General features: G+C 67.5%; 14 protein-coding genes. 7 read left to right on the forward strand and 7 right to left on the reverse strand.

The window, feature by feature from the left end; all coding sequences use genetic code 11:
• Positions 1 to 6: 6 nt before the first annotated feature.
• The 3 genes from LK540_RS22560 to LK540_RS22570 are packed head-to-tail and all read right to left on the reverse strand — an operon-like array spanning position 7 to position 4,491.
• Positions 7 to 2,784: an EAL domain-containing protein gene (locus LK540_RS22560; RefSeq protein ID WP_229439639.1), complete on the reverse strand. Its 2,778-nt coding sequence runs from the start codon at positions 2,782 to 2,784 to the stop codon at positions 7 to 9.
• 8 nt (positions 2,785 to 2,792) lie between these two features.
• On the reverse strand, positions 2,793 to 3,224 hold the full coding sequence (locus tag LK540_RS22565; RefSeq protein WP_229439640.1) for a phosphate ABC transporter substrate-binding protein: 432 nt from the start codon (positions 3,222 to 3,224) through the stop codon (positions 2,793 to 2,795).
• A 7-nt stretch (positions 3,225 to 3,231) separates the two neighbouring features.
• Positions 3,232 to 4,491 carry a porin gene (locus LK540_RS22570; protein ID WP_229439641.1) on the reverse strand — a complete coding sequence of 420 codons (1,260 nt, stop codon included), beginning with the start codon at positions 4,489 to 4,491 and terminating at the stop codon, positions 3,232 to 3,234.
• 352 nt (positions 4,492 to 4,843) lie between these two features.
• Between LK540_RS22570 and LK540_RS22575 the strand changes: the two genes are divergently transcribed.
• The 4 genes from LK540_RS22575 (at position 4,844) to LK540_RS22590 (ending at position 10,965) form a co-directional block, all read left to right on the forward strand.
• Positions 4,844 to 5,236: a hypothetical protein gene (locus tag LK540_RS22575; RefSeq protein WP_229439642.1), complete on the forward strand. Its 393-nt coding sequence runs from the start codon at positions 4,844 to 4,846 to the stop codon at positions 5,234 to 5,236.
• A gap of 81 nt (positions 5,237 to 5,317) precedes the next feature.
• Positions 5,318 to 6,571 (forward strand): TolC family protein, encoded by a 1,254-nt coding sequence (locus tag LK540_RS22580; protein ID WP_229439643.1) that lies wholly within the window; start codon positions 5,318 to 5,320, stop codon positions 6,569 to 6,571.
• The gene (locus tag LK540_RS22585) at positions 6,568 to 7,812 is read left to right on the forward strand and encodes an efflux RND transporter periplasmic adaptor subunit (RefSeq protein ID WP_229439644.1); all 1,245 of its coding nucleotides are present in this window, start codon (positions 6,568 to 6,570) and stop codon (positions 7,810 to 7,812) included. Before LK540_RS22580 ends, LK540_RS22585 begins: the two co-directional genes overlap by 4 nt.
• Before the next feature lie 9 nt (positions 7,813 to 7,821).
• Positions 7,822 to 10,965 carry an efflux RND transporter permease subunit gene (locus LK540_RS22590; RefSeq protein WP_229439645.1) on the forward strand — a complete coding sequence of 1,048 codons (3,144 nt, stop codon included), beginning with the start codon at positions 7,822 to 7,824 and terminating at the stop codon, positions 10,963 to 10,965.
• A gap of 256 nt (positions 10,966 to 11,221) precedes the next feature.
• Here LK540_RS22590 and LK540_RS22595 read toward each other — a convergent pair whose 3' ends face one another.
• Together LK540_RS22595 and LK540_RS22600 are read right to left on the reverse strand one after the other, a co-directional pair.
• On the reverse strand, positions 11,222 to 12,049 hold the full coding sequence (locus LK540_RS22595) for a PDZ domain-containing protein (protein ID WP_229439646.1): 828 nt from the start codon (positions 12,047 to 12,049) through the stop codon (positions 11,222 to 11,224).
• 483 nt (positions 12,050 to 12,532) lie between these two features.
• Positions 12,533 to 12,769 carry a hypothetical protein gene (locus LK540_RS22600; RefSeq protein ID WP_229439647.1) on the reverse strand — a complete coding sequence of 79 codons (237 nt, stop codon included), beginning with the start codon at positions 12,767 to 12,769 and terminating at the stop codon, positions 12,533 to 12,535.
• Between the two features lie 150 nt (positions 12,770 to 12,919).
• On the opposite strand from LK540_RS22600, the gene LK540_RS22605 reads away from it, so the two are divergent.
• Positions 12,920 to 14,302 (forward strand): PLP-dependent aminotransferase family protein, encoded by a 1,383-nt coding sequence (locus tag LK540_RS22605; protein WP_229439655.1) that lies wholly within the window; start codon positions 12,920 to 12,922, stop codon positions 14,300 to 14,302.
• Between the two features lie 14 nt (positions 14,303 to 14,316).
• Here the strand turns inward: LK540_RS22605 and LK540_RS22610 are convergent, their stop codons facing one another.
• On the reverse strand, positions 14,317 to 14,877 hold the full coding sequence (locus tag LK540_RS22610) for a TetR/AcrR family transcriptional regulator (RefSeq protein ID WP_229439648.1): 561 nt from the start codon (positions 14,875 to 14,877) through the stop codon (positions 14,317 to 14,319).
• A gap of 114 nt (positions 14,878 to 14,991) precedes the next feature.
• Here LK540_RS22610 and LK540_RS22615 point away from each other — a divergent pair, with 114 nt between their 5' ends.
• Positions 14,992 to 16,101: an NAD(P)-dependent alcohol dehydrogenase gene (locus LK540_RS22615; RefSeq protein WP_229439649.1), complete on the forward strand. Its 1,110-nt coding sequence runs from the start codon at positions 14,992 to 14,994 to the stop codon at positions 16,099 to 16,101.
• Here LK540_RS22615 and LK540_RS22620 read toward each other — a convergent pair.
• Positions 16,052 to 16,957, reverse strand: a complete 906-nt coding sequence (locus tag LK540_RS22620) for a LysR family transcriptional regulator (protein WP_229439650.1) — start codon at positions 16,955 to 16,957, stop codon at positions 16,052 to 16,054. The two genes, LK540_RS22615 and LK540_RS22620, sit on opposite strands and share 50 nt — an antisense overlap.
• 104 nt (positions 16,958 to 17,061) lie before the next feature.
• Between LK540_RS22620 and LK540_RS22625 the strand changes: the two genes are divergently transcribed.
• Positions 17,062 to 17,817 (forward strand): SDR family NAD(P)-dependent oxidoreductase, encoded by a 756-nt coding sequence (locus LK540_RS22625; protein ID WP_374041387.1) that lies wholly within the window; start codon positions 17,062 to 17,064, stop codon positions 17,815 to 17,817.
• Positions 17,818 to 17,952 lie beyond the last annotated feature (135 nt).

Genomic DNA, 17,952 nt, shown 5'->3' on the forward strand with positions numbered 1-17,952 from the left:
CACGTATCAACCCGCCAGCGCCAACGCTGCCTGCGGCTGCAACGCCCCCACCTGCAAGCGCGCACACGACCCCGGCCGCGCCACATACTGCTCCACCATATCCTCGATCTCGCCCGCCGTCACCGGCTTGCTGAACAAGTAGCCCTGCATCTCGTCGCACTCGTTCTCGCGCAGGAAGGCGCACTGCTGCTCGGTTTCCACGCCCTCGGCGATCACCTTCAAATTCAACTTGTGCCCCAGCGAGATCACCGCCATCGCGATCGCCTGGTCGTCGGGATTCTCGGCCAGTTCGCTGACAAACGACTTGTCGATCTTCAGCCGGCTGATCGGGAAGCTCTTCAGCGCCGACAGGCTCGAATACCCGGTGCCGAAGTCGTCCACCGACAGCGACACGCCCATGGCCTTCAGTTCGCGCATCTTGTCGACCGCCTTCTGCAAGTCGCGCATGATCAGGCTCTCGGTCACCTCGAGTTCCAGCAGCTCCGGCGGCAGGCCCGAGTCCTGCAGCGCGGCCGCCACGCGCTCGACCAGGCGCGATTCCTCGAACTGGCGCGCCGACACGTTCACCGACACGGTGATCGGCGGCAGGCCGCAGGCGCGCCAGATCTGGGCCTGGCGGCAGGCGGTGCGCACCACCCATTCGCCGATCTGCACGATCAGGCCGCTTTCCTCGGCCAGGCCGATGAAGCGCTGCGGCGACACCACGCCGTGCTCCGGGTGGTGCCAGCGGATCAGCGCCTCGACGCCGAAGATGCGCCCGCTCTTCAGGTCGACCTTCGGCTGGTACAGCAGGTGGAAGCGGTTGCCGCCGGGTTTGCCGGCACCCTCGCCATCGCTCTCGAGCGTCTCCTGCACCGCATGGCGCAGGCCGTCGAGCAGCATCAGCTTTTCCTCGACGCTGGCGTTCATCTCGCGCGCATAGAACTGGAAGTTGTTCGAGCCCAGGTCCTTGGCGCGGTACATCGCGGCGTCGGCGTTCATCAGCAGGGCGCTGGCGTCGGCGCCGTCGCGCGGGTACATCACCACGCCCATGCTGCAGCTGACCTGCACCGCCTGGCCGGCCACCTGTACCGGCTCGGTCACGGCCACGCGGATCTTTTCCAGCAGCGGCGTGAGCGCCAGCGGGTCCTGGCCCTGGTCGGGCAGCAGGATCACGAATTCGTCGCCGCCGAAGCGCGCCAGGGTGTCGTTGCGGCGCAGGCAGGCGCCCATGCGCTTGCTGACCACCTTCAGCAGTTCGTCGCCGGCCTTGTGGCCGAGGCCATCGTTGACCAGCTTGAAGCCGTCCAGGTCGACGAAGGCCAGGGCCACGCCGCTGCCGGCGCGCGCCGCGTTGCGGATCGCCTGGTCGATGCGGTCGTGCATCAGGTTACGGTTCGGCAGGCCGGTGAGTTCGTCGTGGTGCGCCATGTGGAAGATGCGCTCCTCGGCCAGCTTGCGCTCGGTGATGTCGCGCACGATGGCGACGATGCCGTCTTCCACCGGCACCACCTGGCGCTGCAGCCAGCGGCCCCGGGCCGCGACCGACGACGCCAGCCATTCGCCCTCGCGCGCCTGGCCGGTGGTGACGACCAGCGCCATGTCGTCGAAGATGCCGTTGTTGCGGTAGTGCGGCAGCAGCGCGCACAGGCGCTGGCCGCGCAGGGCCTCGCTGCTCATGCCGAAGATGCCCTCGGCCGCGGTGTTGGTGGCCTCGATCTCGAAGTCGGCGACCAGGCCGCGCGCGTCGCGCACCGTGCGCATCACGCAAAACGCGTCCAGGCTGCCCTCGGAGGCGGCGGCATAGGTTTCCTGGGCGCGGTGGGCGCGCCGGCGCGCCTTGGCCAATTGCCAGGACCACAGCGAAATCGTCGCCACCACCAGCAGCAGCAGGGCGCTGGCGCCGGCCGCGGCCAGCAGCCAGGTGCGGCGCGCCGCTGCATATGGCGCGAACTGTTCGTCCTCGGCCAGGCCCACCACGATCGCCAGCGGGAAGCCGTGCAGGCGCTGGACGCCGGTATAGCGCGCCACGCCGTCGGGAAGCCCGTGGCCGAGGGTGATGGCGCCCGGCGCGCCGTAACCCAGCTCGATGCGCTGGCCCCAGCTGATGTTTTCGCCGATGCGCAGCGCGCGCATCACGCCGTCGAGCCCGGCCAGCCCGAGCATGCCGTGCCGGCCATCGCGCGCAGGTTCATAGGCGCTGGTGAAATAGGCCGGCTCGACCTCGACGATGGCAATCCCGGCAAAGCGCCCATCGGCGTCGTTGATGCGGCGCGTGAAGTGCAGGTGCGGCTCGGCCTTGGCGGCGTCGGCCATCGTGGCGCTGACGAAGGGCTCGCCCTCGTCGTTATCGCGGTGGTAGAGGAAGTAGGCGGCATTCGAGACGTCGAGCGCGCCTTCGTCCGGATTGCTCGCCACGATGCGGCCGCCGCGGTCGGTCACGGCCACCACGAACACCAGGGCGGGCGGCAGCAGGCCCTGTTCGCGCAGCGCAGGAATCGCGCCCTGCGCGCCCTTGGTCTCGACCGCGTATTTCAGCACCTTCAGGGTCTGGTCGATGCCGTTCAGGCTGCGCGCCATCTGCGCTTCGTAGGTGTCCAGGCGTTCCTGGGCGGCGGTGCGCGCAGCCACGGCGGCGGCCGCATGGTCGGCATCGATGATGCGCAGGGTCAGTACCCACATGGCGGCCACCAGTAGCAGCGCGAACACGGGCAGGGCGATGTGGGTCTCGAGTCCGCGCCCGAGCCAGCGGGTGAGACGGGCGCGGCGGGCCAGGCGGCCGGCTTTGGCTTGGATAGTCGGCATAATATTCCTTACCGCACCAGCAGGACCTGGCGCACGCTGGGATCGAGTGCTTCGCGGTCGATGTAGCCGATCAGGCCCGCATCCTCGGCCACGGCGCGGCGTACGGCAACGCTGTCCTGCAGTTCGCGCGGAGGCTGGCCGCGCCCGGTGAACACCAGCTTCGACCAGTGCGCCTTGAGCAGGGCCGGGGTCTTGCCGGTGACGCGCACATAAAACTGGTCGCGTTCGGCCGAGCCGATCGGCTGGTCGAGCGCGGTGGCCAGGGCGCCGCCGGGAAAGCGTGCGCTCTGGCCGAGGAAGATCGCGGCCACCTGGTCGGTGCGCAGCGTCTCGACGCTGCTGCGTGCGGAAACGATCACGACCAGGTCGCCGGCCCGGGCGCAGGCGCAGGCGAGGATGAGGGCGGCGGCGCCGAGCAGCTTGGCTGCAAGAGTCGTCATGGCGTCCTCAGAATACGAAATCGACCGTGGCGCTGGCCACGTGCGCGGTCTGGCCCGAGCGGAAGGCCGGGCCCAGGTTCATCATCGTGCCGCGCGAGCCGCCGCGCGGCGTCACGCGGTCGTACTGCAGCTTGAACGCCACGTTCGGCGCCGCGTCCCAGCGCAGGCCGGCGGAGAGCGTGGTCTGCGAGGCGATGGTGCGCAGCAGCGTGTCCAGGCCGGCGTTAAGGGCGCTGCCGGCGGCGGCGTATTCGGGCGGCAGGCCGTCCAGGTCGAGGGCATGCGGGCCGGACGGTTTCTTGCCCGAGATACGCGCGAAGCCGGCATACGGCGTCAGCGCACCGTAGCGGTACCCGCCGCTGGCGTACACGGAGTTCGTGGTGCCGAGGAAGGAATCGACCCGGTAGTGGCCGGCCTCGGCCATCACGAACCAGTTGCCCGGATCGTAGTTCAGGCCGATGCTGGCGGCGGTGGCGCGCTTGCGTTCGGTAATGATGGCGTCGGCCAGGGCCTGGCCCTGTTCGCCAAAGGCGCGCAGGCCGGCGAACAGTTCGGGGTACAGCGACACCGTCAGGCGCGTGGTGCCGATCGAGGCGGCCAGGCTCAGGTCGCCGATTTCGACGGTCTGCGACAGGCCGGCGATGCCGCTGCCGCGCAGGCGCGCGCCCTGGTACAGCGACATCTCGGTGCGGCCGACGTAAGCCTGGGTGGTGCCGCGCATGCTTTCGCCGTTCCAGCGCCAGGTGAGGTCGGCGCCGTCGCTGTTCGAGATCGGCACCGCGCCGTAGATTTCGACCGGCGTACGCACCCAGGGGTAGGCGTAGCCGACCTTGCGGTAATCGGCGGCGACGAACATCGGCAGCGCGATGCGGCCCACGCGCAACGACAGTTCCGGCGTGGCCTGGTATTTGACGTTGGCCCATTCGACCTGCGGGCGGTAGCTGTAGTCCAGGCGCTGCTCGGTCACCACCTGCAGCACCGCCGACCAGCGCGCATCGATGCGCAGGTCGATCTGGCCGCCGAGCTTGCTGTCGACGTCGGTGCTCCAGGCATGGCTGCGCCCCGCGCCATCGGCCTTCAGCGCCGAGGAACTGTAGTCGGCATGCCGCTCGCTCGAGTGCACCGCGCCGAGCGTGCCGAAGCCGGACAGCTTCCACGCCGGAGCGCCGTCCTCGGCCGCGCAGGCGGCGCCGGTCATCAAACATGCCAGCAGGCTGGCGCGCACGGCGCAGGACAAACCCTTGCCAGGAAAATGGATGGGGTACATGGTTTCGTTGTTCTCATGGGTCCCTCGCTGCGCACGGGCGGCGAAGGGAAGAAGGCGGCGCGGCCGGTGGGGCCGGTGCTGCGTTGCCGGCGAGGCGGCACTGTGCCTGGGGCACGAACCGACTTTAGCGAACGCGTCCCCAAAAGTCGATAAATTTACGCGTGGAAACGTCGGCAGCGAACTCGGCTGTTGTGATGGGGCAACGGGTATTGTTGAACATGTATCGTGGACGCGCTGCGGTTGTTGTCGTATGCGAAATGAACCAGCTTCGCCGGACATCGCCGTCCGGATCGGCGATTGCCTGGATGATTCGCCAGTGGCCGGAATACCAAGTATCATGGCAGGAACGGGCATGTCCCTTTCACGATTTGTATTCCGATCTATTCCGATGCGCCGCTGGGTCCTCATCATTCTGCTGCTGGTCTATCCGCTCCAGGTTGCCCTGGCCATGGCGGACCAGTGCTGCGTGACGACGCCGAACGGCGTCACCCATCACGTGGCCGAAGGAGAGCCGGGTGCCGCTACGTTCGAGCCGGCCTTCGTGGCCGACGACGGCGCGTCGCCCCTGGCCGATCCGCATTGCCCGTCCTGCATGCTCGGGCACATCATCTACCTTCCCCCGGGCGACACGGCCGTGCCGGGCCAGCGCCACGAATCGACGCCGGTTGCCGGCGTGTCTCCCTTCCTGAGTTCGCCCCCGGCGGCCCGCCCCGAACGTCCCAAGTGGCCTGCGCGCGCCGAGTAGCGCGCAGGATGCTTGAAAAGCGGAGCCAGCCGGCTCCCGCCCGCCTGCGCGCCTGATTTCCATTTTCATCAGGAGCCAAGCATGACACACCACCCCTTGCGGCATCTCGCCGCCGGGATCGTGGCGGCATGGGCGTTCGGCTGTGCAGCCGCCGCGCCCCCGCAGCCCGAACCCATAGACCTGCCCGGCGCGATCCGTCTCGCCCTCGACGGCCCGCGCCTGCGCGCCGCCGGCCACGAAGCCGCGGCCAGTGCCGCCGAGGCCGCGCAAGCCGGCCGCTACCCGAATCCCACCCTGGAATACCTGCGCGAAGGCGAGCAGGCCGGCACCCGCACCACCACCGTCCAGATCAGCCAGCCGATCGAACTGGGCGGCAAGCGGCGCGCCCGCGTGGCGCTTGCCGGCAGCACGGCGGCGCAGGCCAGGGACGAGCTGGCGGCGCTGCGCCAGGAAGTGCGCGCCGAGGCCATCGCCGCCTGGTACGGCGTGCGCACAGCCCAGGAGCGCCAGGCGCTGGCGCAGGCGCTGTCAGCCCTGGCCGGCAAGAGCATCGATGTGGCCGCACGCCAGGTCGCGGCCGGCAAGGTCTCGCCGATCGACGAAACCCGTGCCCGCCTGGCTGCGGCCGAGGCGCGCACGGAGCTGAATGCCGCTGCTGCCGACCTGGCCGTTGCGCGCACCCGCCTCGGCGCCCTGGTCGGACGGCCGGGCGAAGCCTTGGTGCTGGCGCCCGGCGACGACGCACCGCTGCCCGCCCTGAAGCCGCTGCCGGCGCTGCTGGCCGAGGCCGCGCAGTCGCTGCCGGTGCGGCGCGCGCGCGGCCAGCTGGCGGCCCAGGAAGCACAGGCGCAGGTGGAACGCGCCGCGCGCCTGCCCGACCTGACGCTGACCGTCGGCAGCCAGAAGACCGACGACGTGGGCCGGCGCCAGGCCGTGGTCGGCGTCTCGCTGCCGCTGCCGCTCTTCAATCGCAACGAAGGCAAATTGCTGGCGGCGCTGCGCCGCAGCGACAAGGCGCGCGACGAGCTGGCCGCCGCCGAAACGGACGCCGCGTCCGAACTCGGCGCCGCGTACACCCGCTACGAGCAGGCGCGCCTCGATGCGGACCTGCTGCGTGCCGAGGTGATCCCGAGCGCGCGCTCGGCCTATGAACTGACCTTGACCGGCTTCGAGCACGGCAAGTTCGCCTTCCTCGACGTGCTCGACGCCCAGCGTACCTTGGCCCGGGTCCAGTCGCGCCAGTGGGCCGCTACCCAGGAAGCCTGGCGCGCCTGGGCCGACATCGCACGCCTCGCCGGCGCCGCCATCGAACAAGAAGGACGGGAACAACCATGAACCGGAAACAGACCATCACGATCGCGCTGATGTGCGCGGCCGCCGCCATTCTTGCCGCGCTGATGCTGTGGCGCCAGCCCGGCGCTACGGGCAGTGCTCAACAGGGCGGCGAGCATACTGGCCACGCCGATTCGCACGGCCACGACGACCGCCACGACGATGCGCCAGGCGCCGCGCCCGCCCATGCGGACGAGGACGAGCGCGCCATCGCCATGAGCGCGGCGCAGATCAAGACCGCCGGCATCGCCATCGACAACGCGAAGCCCGCCCTGATCCAGGAACGCCTGCACCTGCCGGCGCAAGTGAAAGCCAACGCCGAACGCAGCGTGGCGCTGGCCGCACCGTCCGCCGGCATCGTGCAATCGGTGCTGGTGTCGAACGGCGCTTATGTGAAGAAGGGGCAGGCATTGGTGACGGTGAACAGCCCGGCGGTGGCCGGCTGGCGCGCCGATGCCGCCGCCGCCCGCGCCCGCCTGGCACTCGCGCAGACGGTGCAGGCGCGCGAGCAAACCTTGTGGGAGCAGGGCATCTCGGCGCGCCAGGACCTGGACGCCGCCCAGGCCGCGCTGCAGGAAGCGCGCATCGCCGCCGCAGCTGCCAGGAGCCGCCTCGACGCGCTCGGCATCGGGGCCGGGCGTGACGCTGCGTCCGACAGCGTGTCCAGCACCGTCACCCTGCGCGCCCCGTATGACGGCGTGGTGATCGAGCGTCCGGTCGTCGCCGGCCAGTCGGTCGACGAAACGCGGCTGCTGCTGACCGTGGCCGATTTGTCGCAGGTGTGGGTGGAAGCGGCGGTGCCGGGCGTGAACCTGGCCCAGGTGAGCGCGGGCATGCCGGCCAGGGTGAGCATCGCCGCCCAGCCGCGCGAACTCGAAGGGACGGTCTCGTTCGTCGGCCCGGTGCTGGGCGAAGCCACGCGCATGGCCACGGCGCGCGTAATCCTGCCGAACCGCGACGGACGCCTGCGCCCCGGCATGCTGGCCGACGTCGACCTGATGGGCCAGCCGGGCAGCGTCGCCGTGACGGTGGCCGCCGATGCGGTGCAGACCGTGCACGAGCGCAGCGTGGTCTTCGTGCGGACAAACGCGGGATTCCGCGCCCAGGACGTGAGCATCGGCCGTTCCGACGGCAAGCGTACCGAAATCGTAAAAGGGCTGGACGCCGGCACGCCGTATGCCAGCGTCGGCAGTTTCGTGCTCAAGGCCGATCTCGGCAAGGGCGAAGCCGAGCACGATCACTGAAGGGTAGCCATGTTCCAGCAACTCATTGCATTTGCCATCGCGCGGCGCTGGCTGGTGGTCTTTGCCGCCCTCTGCCTGGCCGGCCTCGGCGCCTACCACTACGGCCGCCTGCCGATCGACGCGGTCCCGGACATCACCAACGTGCAGGTCCAGATCAACACCGGCGCGCCCGGCTATTCGCCGCTGGAAGTCGAGCAGCGCATCACCTTCCCGATCGAGACGGTGATGAGCGGGCTGCCCGGCCTCGAGCAGACCCGTTCGCTGTCGAAGTACGGCCTGTCGCAGGTGACCGTGGTGTTCGAGGACGGCACCGACATCTACTTTGCGCGCCAACTGGTGAACGAGCGCCTGCAAGGGGCCAGGGCCGCGCTGCCCCCGGGCCTGGAACCGGGCATGGGGCCGACCGCCACCGGCCTCGGCGAAATCTTCTACTGGACGGTGGAAGCAAAGGAGGGCGCGCGCAAGCCCGATGGCACGCCCTACACGCCGCAGGACCTGCGCGAAATCCAGGACTGGATCGTCGCGCCCCAGCTGCGCGGCGTGCCCGGCGTGACCGAGGTGAACACCATCGGCGGCTACCTGAAGGAATACCAGGTGGCGCCGAACATGGAGCGCCTGGCCGCGCACGGCCTGTCGCTGGCCACGCTGGTGAACGCCATCGACCGCAACAACGCGAGTGCCGGCGCCGGCTACATCGAGCGCGGCGGCGAGCAGTTCGTGGTGCGCACGCCGGGGCAGGTCAAGTCCCTGGACGAGATCCGCAACATCGTGCTCGACGTGGTCGAGGGTGCGCCGATCCACGTCGACGACGTGGCCGAGGTCCAGTACGGACGCGAGCTGCGCACCGGCGCCGCCACCGAGAACGGGCGCGAGGTGGTGCTGGGCGCGGTGTTCATGCTGATCGGCGAGAACAGCCGCGCCGTGGCCGAAGCCGCGCGCAGCAAGCTGGCCCTGGTGAACCGCTCGCTGCCCGCCGGCGTGCAGGCCTTGCCGGTGTACGACCGCTCGGTGCTGGTCAACAAGGCGATCGCCACCGTGCGCAACAACCTGGTCGAAGGCGCGCTGCTGGTGGTGGCGATCCTCTTCCTCTTCCTCGGCAATTTGCGCGCGGCCTTGATCACGGCGCTGGTGATCCCGCTGACCATGCTGATGGTGTTCACGGGCATGGTGCAGGCCGGCGTCAGCGCCAATCTGATGAGCCTGGGCGCGCTCGACTTCGGCATCATCGTCGACGGCGCCGTGGTGATCGTCGAGAACTGCATCCGCCGGCTCGGGCTGGCGCAGGCGGCACGGGGCAAGGTGCTCACGCGCGAGGAACGCTTTGCCGAGGTGGCGGCGGCGGCGCTTGAAGCACGCCGGCCGCTGCTGTTCGGACAGCTGATCATCATGACCGTCTACCTGCCGATCTTCGCGCTGTCCGGCATCGAGGGGCGCATGTTTCATCCGATGGCGATCACCGTGGTCATGGCCCTGGCTGCGGCGATGATCCTGTCGGTGACCTTCGTGCCCGCGGCCGTCGCTCTGTTCGTGAACAAGGCTGTGCCCGAGCACGAGAACCGGATCATGGACCATGCGCGCGGCCTGTACCGGCGCATGCTGGACTGGGTGCTGCGCAACCGGCCGGTGGCCCTGAGCTTTGCCTTGCTGAGCGTGCTGCTGTCCGGCGTGCTGGCCACACGCCTCGGCACCGAGTTCGCGCCGAACCTCGATGAAGGCGACCTGGCCGTGCTGACCATGCGCATTCCCGGCACCAGTCTGTCGCAGTCGGTGGCCATGCAGCAGCAATTGGAAAGCGCGCTACTGAAGGAATTCCCCGAGATCGAGCGGGTGTTCGCGCGCATCGGCACATCGGAAGTGGCGACTGACCCGATGCCGCCGAACGCGGCCGACAGCTACATCATGCTGCGCCCGCGCGCCCAGTGGCCGCAGCCGCGCAAGACGCATGCCCAGCTGGTGGACGCCATTACCGAGGCCGCGAACCGCATCCCCGGCAACAGCTACGAGTTCTCGCAGCCGATCCAGCTGCGCTTCAACGAGCTGATTTCCGGCGTGCGCAGCGACGTGGCGGTGAAGGTGTTCGGCGACGACACCGAGGCGATGGAAGCCACCGCACGGCAGGTGGCGCGCGTATTGAACGGCGTGCGCGGCGCGGTCGAGGTGAAGGTCGAGCAGACCGAAGGCCTGCCGGCGCTGACCCTCACGGTAGACCGCATCAAGGCTGCGCGCTATGGCCTGAACGTGGCCGACGTGCAGGACGTGTTCGGCACCCTGGTCGGCGGGCGCGACGTCGGCATGGTGTTCGAGGGCGACCGCCGCTTCGCCATCACCGTGCGCCTGCCGGAAGGGCCGCGCAACGACATCGACAGCCTGCGCCAGCTGCCGATCGCGCTGCCGCCGGTGAACGGGCACGCGGCCAGCATTCCGCTGTCCGAGATCGGCACGCTGGCCTTCGTGCCGGAGGCGAACCAGGTCAGCCGCGAGAACGGCAAGCGCCGCATCGTGGTGACGGCCAACGTGCGCGAGCGCGACCTCGGCTCCTTCGTCGGCGAGCTGGATGCCGCGTTGGCGAAGGTGAAGCTGCCCGCCGGGACCTGGCTCAGCCTGGGCGGGCAGTTCGAGAACCTGCAAGCGGCCAGCAAGCGCCTGGGCCTGGTGATTCCGGCGGCGCTGGCGCTGGTGTTCGCATTGCTGTACCTGATGTTCAACAGCGTGAAGGATGGGCTGCTGGTGTTCAGCGGGATTCCGTTCGCGATGACCGGCGGCGTGCTGGCGCTGTGGCTGCGCGGGCTGCCGCTGTCGATCTCGGCGGCGGCGGGCTTCATTGCGCTGTCGGGCGTGGCGGTGTTGAACGGGCTGGTGATGATCTCGTTCGTGCGCGGCTTGCGCGAGCAGGGGCATGGGCCGGAACGGGCGATGCGCGAAGGGGCCGAGGTGCGCTTGCGGGCGGTCCTGATGACGGCGCTGGTGGCCTCGCTCGGCTTCCTGCCGATGGCGCTGGCGACCAGTACCGGCGCCGAGGTGCAGCGGCCGCTGGCAACCGTGGTGATCGGCGGGATCCTGTCGTCGACCGCCTTGACCTTGCTGATCCTGCCGGCCTTGTACACCTGGGTGCATGGGGTAAAGGGCAGGCGCCGGAACGTGAACCTGAGGTAATGTGAAACTGTGCACCGGCGAGGGGGAGCGCCGGTGCTCCCCTGGTTAGATTGCCTGCTGATCAGCGCGCGTTCATGGTTCTGCCGGCGGAAGTGAAAGCCATGGATAACCAGCTTCTATACGTGCAGGGACACCGTACGCTCGGATGTAGCGGAAAACCGCTTGTAGCGGCGGAGCACTGTCGGGGCAGAGCTGGATATCTTGTGACCAACAATACTCAGCTGCCGGACTCACAGGCGACCACGCCGCGATGAGGTCACGTCCCGAGCGTAACGTCCTTCTCGACTATTTTGCCTTGACGGCTCAGCTTGATATTAACGCTCTGCCCGCGCTTCGTGTCGAGGAGGGTGTTCATCGATTCCGGCGTCGTCACCACGTGGTTGTCGATACTGAGGATGATGTCGCCTACAAGCAGGTCCGCCTCGTATGCAGCGGAGCCATCGACGACAGCACGAATGACCAAGCCTTTGTTCGTCTGCATCTGGGCACGTTCCTCATCGTTCAGGGCGCGCGTATTCACGCCAAGCACCAGTCGCTGCTTGATGAAGAAGGCTGCGCCATAGCCGGTATGATTGACCGTGACGGGGATGATGCTCGTCTGGGTGCCATGAATGGTAGTGGTCGAGTTGCCAACGGCCGTGGCGGTGCCGCCGCTGCCGTACACCGTGGCTGTCCCACTTGTGTACGCGGTAGTCGTGGTCGGCAACGTGAGCGGTATGTGGGTCGTGGAGGAACCCCGATGCACTGGCTCGGCGATGACGACGAGATCGGCGCCGACTGCCCGTGCTTGCTTGATGGCGGCCGCGTCCGACTCGCCGCGGTTACTGGTAAAGCTAGCGACGCCGATTACCCCATAGCCGCGCCGGTTATAGGCGTTAAAGAATGCGTCGTCAGCTTTGCCCGAAGTGCGTTCCACCAGCGGTTCGGCTGGTGGAGGGTTCGCGCGCAGCGCAGCGATACGTTCCGGGGTCATTCCCGTTGCGGCGCGGTAGGTGCTTTGATAGCCGCTGGCGCAACCCGCGAGCAGTATGGCGGTAGCGAGTGAGGAAAGAAAGCGCATGGATACGAAAATACTCGGCTTCATCGGATCGTATATGTTATTCAAAGTGCCAAAGTGATAATAGTAATGCCATTAAGAAATGTCGGCAATTGTTGCTTGCAAGTGTGTCGATTGCGCCACGACCAGCCTATCAGAGTGGGGCAGCGATTGTCTCAGGCGTGGAAAACCTTTCCCACAGCTTGCTTTTGCTTCTAGGCGTTCAGAAATATGCGACGACTTTTATCATGCCCAGAACATGCAATTTCTCGTCGCAATACAAGATCCGGAAGACCTTCAGCTCAGTATCCAAGCTCTTGCAGATGGCGAGGCATGAAACGGAGCTGGCCAGCTCACCGCCGACGCATAGGCGCTCTTGCCAGGTAGTATCACTGATCCTTCAACGAATGCGTGGGCGGCTATCCATGGCTGGCGGCGGAACATGAGGGCTGCGCGTGTTTATCGCGTGCATCTTCGTTAATGTCAAACCTCGCTGTATTCATTGAAATATCCGCCGGCTGCTGTCTGCCTTTATGGCAAATTCAAATCCATGCCCAGCTTCGTGGCAAGGAGCCAGGTGCCGTACACCAGGACCAGCACCAATGCCACGAAGATGACAGCGATCTTGACGGCCGTGCGCAGCACCGCGCGCCGCTCGGTATGCCTGCCTTTCTTCCCCTGGTCGTAGTGCCACTTGATGGCGAAGAACATCCCCGTGCCGAGCACGAGGAATTTAAATGCAAAGGCGAGTATCGGGAACCATTCCATGATGTGTGTATTTCCAGGCTATGTTGACGCTATCTATCGTGCGCAGCACCACGGCGGCTGGCGTGGAACGGTGGTGGTGCTGCCTATTTCGGGACATACTACGCAAAAGCAATCTCCATACATCGAGACAAATTGTCCCAGTTGAAAACCATACAAGATGAAAATCCGCCAGGCTGGCTGCCGCGCCTGGCTGCGCGCGCCGGGCCGCGTTTCCTGCAGATTGCCGATGCCTTGCAGGCGGCGGTGGCGGATGGCTCCTTGAGGCCGGGCGACCGCCTGCCGCCGCAGCGCCAGCTGGCGGCCCAGCTGCAGGTCGACCTGACGACGGTTACGCGCGCCTACGACGAAGCGCGGCGCCGCAACCTGCTGGAGGGCCGCGGCGCACGCGGGACCTACGTCGCGGCGCCGAAAGTCGAATTGAACGCGATCCTCGACCTGAGCATGAACACCCCGCCACCGCCGGACGGCGTGGACTTCGACGACATGCTGAAGCAGGGCCTGTCCCAGGTCTTGATGCGGGCAGACAATGCATCGCTGATGACCTATCACCTGGGCGGCGGAAGCGATTCCGACCGCAAGGCCGGCGCTGCCTGGCTGGCGCCGATGTTCGGACAGCTCGATGCCGCGCAGGTGCTGGTCTGCCCGGGGGCGCAGGCAGCGATCGCCGCCCTGTTCCTTGCGCTGACGGAGCCGGGCGATGTGATCCTGGCCGAGCCGATGAGTTATCCCGGCCTGCGCGCCGCCGCGGTCCAGTTCGGCCGGCGCATCCTTGCGGTGGAAGCGGACCGGCACGGGATGCTGCCGGCGATGTTCGAGGAAGCCTGCCGCCGGCACCAGCCACGGCTGGTCTACCTGAATCCGACCTTGCAGAACCCGACCGCAATCACCATGCCGGAACGCCGGCGCAAGGAGCTTGCTAGTATCGCCAGGCGCTGCCAGGTGCGCATTGTCGAGGACGACCCCTACTGGCTGCTGGCCGAGGCCCCGCCGCCGCCGATTGCCGCGTTTGCGCCGGACCAGGTGGTCTACATTTCCACCCTGTCGAAATGCCTGACGCCCGGTTTGCGGGTCGCCTTCGTGTTGGTACGCGACCCGCTCGAGCGCGAACGTTTCCTGGTAGCGCTCAGGTCATTCGCGCTGATGGCGGCGCCGCTGACGGCCGCACTGGCCACCCAGTGGATACTCGACGGTTCGGCCGGACGCCTGCTGGAGGGGGTACGCACCGAGGCGCGCCTGCGCCACCGGATGGCGCGCGATATCCTGGCGGGGCGCTACAGCGGCGCGGGCGACGGCCTGCATGTATGGCTCGGGTTGCCGGGATACTGGGCTTCCGCCCAGCTTGCGCGTGCGGCCGCCAGCGAGGGCATCGCCGTCACGCCGGCCGAGGCCTTCGCGACAGGGGAGGTTTCGGTGAATGCCATCCGGATTTCGCTGGGGAGCATCCAGGACCGCGCACGCTTGCAGGCCAGCCTGCAACGGCTGTCGCACCTGCTTGCGCGGCGGCCCGAGCCGTTCAGCGCTGCCGTGGTGTGACAGGATGGGGGCGTCTACCTGGACGCCTGCACCGTCGCCAGCGCCATCTTGATCATCCCCGCGACCACCTTGCGCAACTCCGGCAGGTTGTCCGCCGACGCCTTCACGCCGGTGGTGGCCACCCGCAGGATGTAGGCGATTTCGCGCGCGCTCATCACCTTCTTGCCGTGCATGGCCGGCGCCAGCACCGCTTCCAGCTGCCGCTCCAGGTGGGCATAGATATCGGCCAGCGCCTCAGGCGCATAGCTGCCGCAATTGGCCAGCAGGTCGATGCCGTTCGGCGAATCGATCACCGACGCCGCCGGCGCCACGACCCAGATATCGAACAGGCAGGCCAGCTGCGCTGCCAGGCCGCGCGCAAGCGGAAGCTGCTCGGCGGTGGCCGCTTCGTTGCGCATGCGCTGGCGCCGCACCAGCGCGGAGAATACGGCTTCCTTGTTCGCGAACGCGGCGTACAGGGTCGGGCGCGACATCGCGCTCGCATCGGCGATATCGCTCATGCTGACCTTGCGGTAGCCGTGGCGGTAGAACAAATCAAACGCCGCATCGAGGATGCGTTCTTCTTTTGCTTCCATTCTTGCTCTTCGGGTAAAACGTTCAAACGACATGTTTACAGTTTACAAAATGTGTAAACCTGTTAGGATGCTTACAGAAATCATCAAGTGTAAATCCCCGAGGAGGAGAAGTCCATGCGCACGTCCACACCCCATCCCGCCGCCGGCACGACCACGGCCGCCTATGCCGCCCTGGAACGCGGCGGTCCGCTCGTCCCCTGGCAGTTCGAGCGCCGCGCGCCGCGTCCCGACGACGTGGCGGTGCGAGTACTGTATTGCGGCGTCTGCCACAGCGATATCCACTCGATCGGGGAGTGGGGCCAGTCCTTCCCGCTGGTGCCCGGCCACGAGATCGTGGGCGAGGTCACGGCGCTCGGCGCCAATGTCGGCGGCTTTGCAGTCGGCGACCTGGGCATGATCGGCGTGATCGTCGATTCCTGCCGTGCCTGCGAGCCCTGCCGGCACGGCATGGAAATCTACTGCCGCGAGTTTCCGGTGCAGACCTTCGACGGCGTCGACCGCATCGACGGCACCCGCACCCGCGGCGGCTACTCGGCGCACTATGTGGCGGACCAACGCTTTGTCTACCACCTGCCGAAGGGGCTCGACCCGGCCGCCGCCGCACCGCTGCTGTGCGCCGGCGTGACGACCTATTCGCCGCTGCGCCACTGGAAGGTGGGGCCGGGCATGACGGTGGGCGTGGTCGGCATCGGCGGACTCGGCCACCTGGCCATCAAGTTTGCCCGTGCGATGGGCGCGCACGTGGTCGCGTTCACGACGTCGCCGAAGAAGGTCGAGGCGGCGCTGGCGCTGGGTGCGCACGAAGTCGTGCTGTCGACCGATGCCGGGCAAATGGCAGCGCAGGCATACCGCTTCGATTTCATTCTCGATACGGTGTCGGCCACCTATCCGATGACGCCGATGATCGCGGCGCTGAAACTGGACGCCACCCTGTGCTCGCTCGGGATTCCGGACAGCTTCGACTTTGCGCCGTTGATGCTGACCATGGGCCGCCGCCGGCTGGCCAGTTCGGGCGCCGCGGGCACGGCGGACACGCACGAGATGCTCGCCTTTTGCGCCGAGCATGGCATCGTGGCGGACATCGAGCTGATTGCGATGGACCAGATCAACGGGGCCTTGCAGCGGCTGGAGAAGGGCGAGGTGTACTACCGCTTCGTGATCGACATGGGCACGATCAGCGCGGGTCGAGGTAAGGCGCCAGCAATTCCTGCACCCACTCCATGAAGGCGAGGGTACGCGCCGGCACGTAGCGGCGCGAGGGATACACGAAGGCGACCGGCATCGGCTCGGGCCGGAAGTCCGGCAATACATCGACCAGTTCGCCGCTGTCGAGGTAGGCGCGGATGCCCACGTCCGGCGCCTGGATCAGGCCGAGGCCGGCGCGACAGGCGGCCTCGAAGCAGGCGGTGCCGTTCACGGTGAGCATGCCGCCGACCGGCGCCAGCCGGGTGCGCTCGCCGTCGAACCATTCCCATACCGGGGCGCTGCCGCCCAGCAGGGCGTCGTAATGGACGATGCGGTGCCGGGCCAGGTCGGCCAGCGTGCGCGGCGTGCCGAATGCCTCGAGATAGGCCGGGCTGGCGCAGTTGACCATGCGGTAGCTGCCCAGCGGACGCGCGACCAGGCTGGAATCGGCCAATGGGCCGGAGCGCAGCACGCAATCGAAGCCTTCGCGCACCACGTCGACGCGGCGGTCGGTGGTGCTGAGGTTGATCTCCAGGCGCGGGTGGCGCGCCATGAATTCCTTCAGGCGCGGCAGCACGATCCTGGCGGCGATGCCGACCGTCAGGTCGACGCGCAGGCGTCCGGTCAAGCCATCGGCATCGCCGTCGAACATGGCGCCGAGCTCATCGAACTCGTCGAGCAGGTCGCGGCTGCGCGCGTAGAAGGCAGCGCCTTCCTGGGTCAGCTTCACACGGCGCGTGGTCCGCTGCAGCAGGCGCACGCCGAAGTCTTCTTCCAGCTCGCGCACGTTGGCCGACACGGTCGTGTTCGGTAAGCCGAGCTGCTGGGCCGCGCCGCTGAAGCTTTCCAGCTCGGCGACCTTCAGGAAGATGCGAATGGGGTCGAGTTTGTTCATCCTTGGATTATGCAAAATATTCGCAGAATGCATGCAAATTTCGCCAGTTTATCCATGTGGGATGCAAAAATATACTGGCTGCTCATTCAATGAAGGAGCCCAGCATGATCCAACGTATCGCACTCATCACCGGCGGCAGCCGCGGCCTCGGACGCAGCATGGCGCTGCACCTGGCGCAGGCCGGCGTCGACATCGTCTTCACCTACCAGCGCAACGCGGCCGCGGCGCAGGAAGTCGCCGCGCGCATCGAGGCCCTGGGCCGCTGCGCCGCCGCGCTGCAACTCGACACCGGCGACAGCGCCGGCTTTGCCGCCTTTGCCGGCCAGGTGCGCGCCACCCTGGCCGAGTGGGGCGCGGAGCGTTTCGATATCCTGGTGAACAACGCCGGCGCCGGCCTGCACACGCCGCTGCTGGACGTCACCGAGGCGCAGTTCGACAGCATCGTCGCCATGCACATGAAATCGGTCGTGTTCCTGACGCCGCTCCTGCTGCCGCTGCTGAACGATGGCGGACGCATCCTGAACGTGTCGAGCGGCCTCACGCGCTTCAGCCTGCCGGGCTATGGCGTGTATGCGGCAGCGAAGGGTGCGGTCGAGGTGCTGACCCGCTACCAGGCACGCGAGTTCGCCGGGCGCGGCATCACGGTGAACACGCTGGCGCCAGGCGCTATCGAGACCGACTTCGGCGGCGGCGCGGTGCGCGACAATCCCGAGCTGAACCGCATGGTGGCGAGCATGACGGCGCTGGGGCGGGCCGGCCAGCCGGACGACATCGGCGCCGCCGTCGCGGCCCTGCTGGCCGAGGGCAATGGCTGGATGACCGGGCAGCGTATCGAGGTGTCGGGCGGAATGCTGTTGTAACACTGATAAGCCGGGGTCAGGTTGAGAGGGTCCGGGATTCATGGACATCCAAATAGTGGACAATATGTCCTTGGAGGATTTACATGACAAATAAGCAGTTGCCATCGAAGCGGGAGATCGTTCCCGCTTCATCGG

Origin of the sequence: Massilia sp. IC2-278, assembly GCF_020708045.1 — a bacterium.
In the GTDB taxonomy this organism is placed as follows: Bacteria; Pseudomonadota; Gammaproteobacteria; order Burkholderiales; family Burkholderiaceae_D; genus Telluria.

Excerpts from the sequence above, each read along its gene's own strand:
- LK540_RS22585 (WP_229439644.1), top strand. The coding sequence starts at position 6,568 with ATGAACCGGAAACAGACCATCACGATCGCGCTGATGTGCGCGGCCGCC.
- LK540_RS22600 (WP_229439647.1), bottom strand. The coding sequence starts at position 12,769 with ATGGAATGGTTCCCGATACTCGCCTTTGCATTTAAATTCCTCGTGCTC.
- LK540_RS22565 (WP_229439640.1), bottom strand. The coding sequence starts at position 3,224 with ATGACGACTCTTGCAGCCAAGCTGCTCGGCGCCGCCGCCCTCATCCTC.
- LK540_RS22610 (WP_229439648.1), bottom strand. The coding sequence starts at position 14,877 with ATGGAAGCAAAAGAAGAACGCATCCTCGATGCGGCGTTTGATTTGTTC.
- LK540_RS22595 (WP_229439646.1), bottom strand. The coding sequence starts at position 12,049 with ATGAAGCCGAGTATTTTCGTATCCATGCGCTTTCTTTCCTCACTCGCT.
- LK540_RS22570 (WP_229439641.1), bottom strand. The coding sequence starts at position 4,491 with ATGTACCCCATCCATTTTCCTGGCAAGGGTTTGTCCTGCGCCGTGCGC.
- LK540_RS22625 (WP_374041387.1), top strand. The coding sequence starts at position 17,062 with ATGATCCAACGTATCGCACTCATCACCGGCGGCAGCCGCGGCCTCGGA.
- LK540_RS22560 (WP_229439639.1), bottom strand. The coding sequence starts at position 2,784 with ATGCCGACTATCCAAGCCAAAGCCGGCCGCCTGGCCCGCCGCGCCCGT.
- LK540_RS22615 (WP_229439649.1), top strand. The coding sequence starts at position 14,992 with ATGCGCACGTCCACACCCCATCCCGCCGCCGGCACGACCACGGCCGCC.
- LK540_RS22590 (WP_229439645.1), top strand. The coding sequence starts at position 7,822 with ATGTTCCAGCAACTCATTGCATTTGCCATCGCGCGGCGCTGGCTGGTG.
- LK540_RS22580 (WP_229439643.1), top strand. The coding sequence starts at position 5,318 with ATGACACACCACCCCTTGCGGCATCTCGCCGCCGGGATCGTGGCGGCA.
- LK540_RS22620 (WP_229439650.1), bottom strand. The coding sequence starts at position 16,957 with ATGAACAAACTCGACCCCATTCGCATCTTCCTGAAGGTCGCCGAGCTG.
- LK540_RS22575 (WP_229439642.1), top strand. The coding sequence starts at position 4,844 with ATGTCCCTTTCACGATTTGTATTCCGATCTATTCCGATGCGCCGCTGG.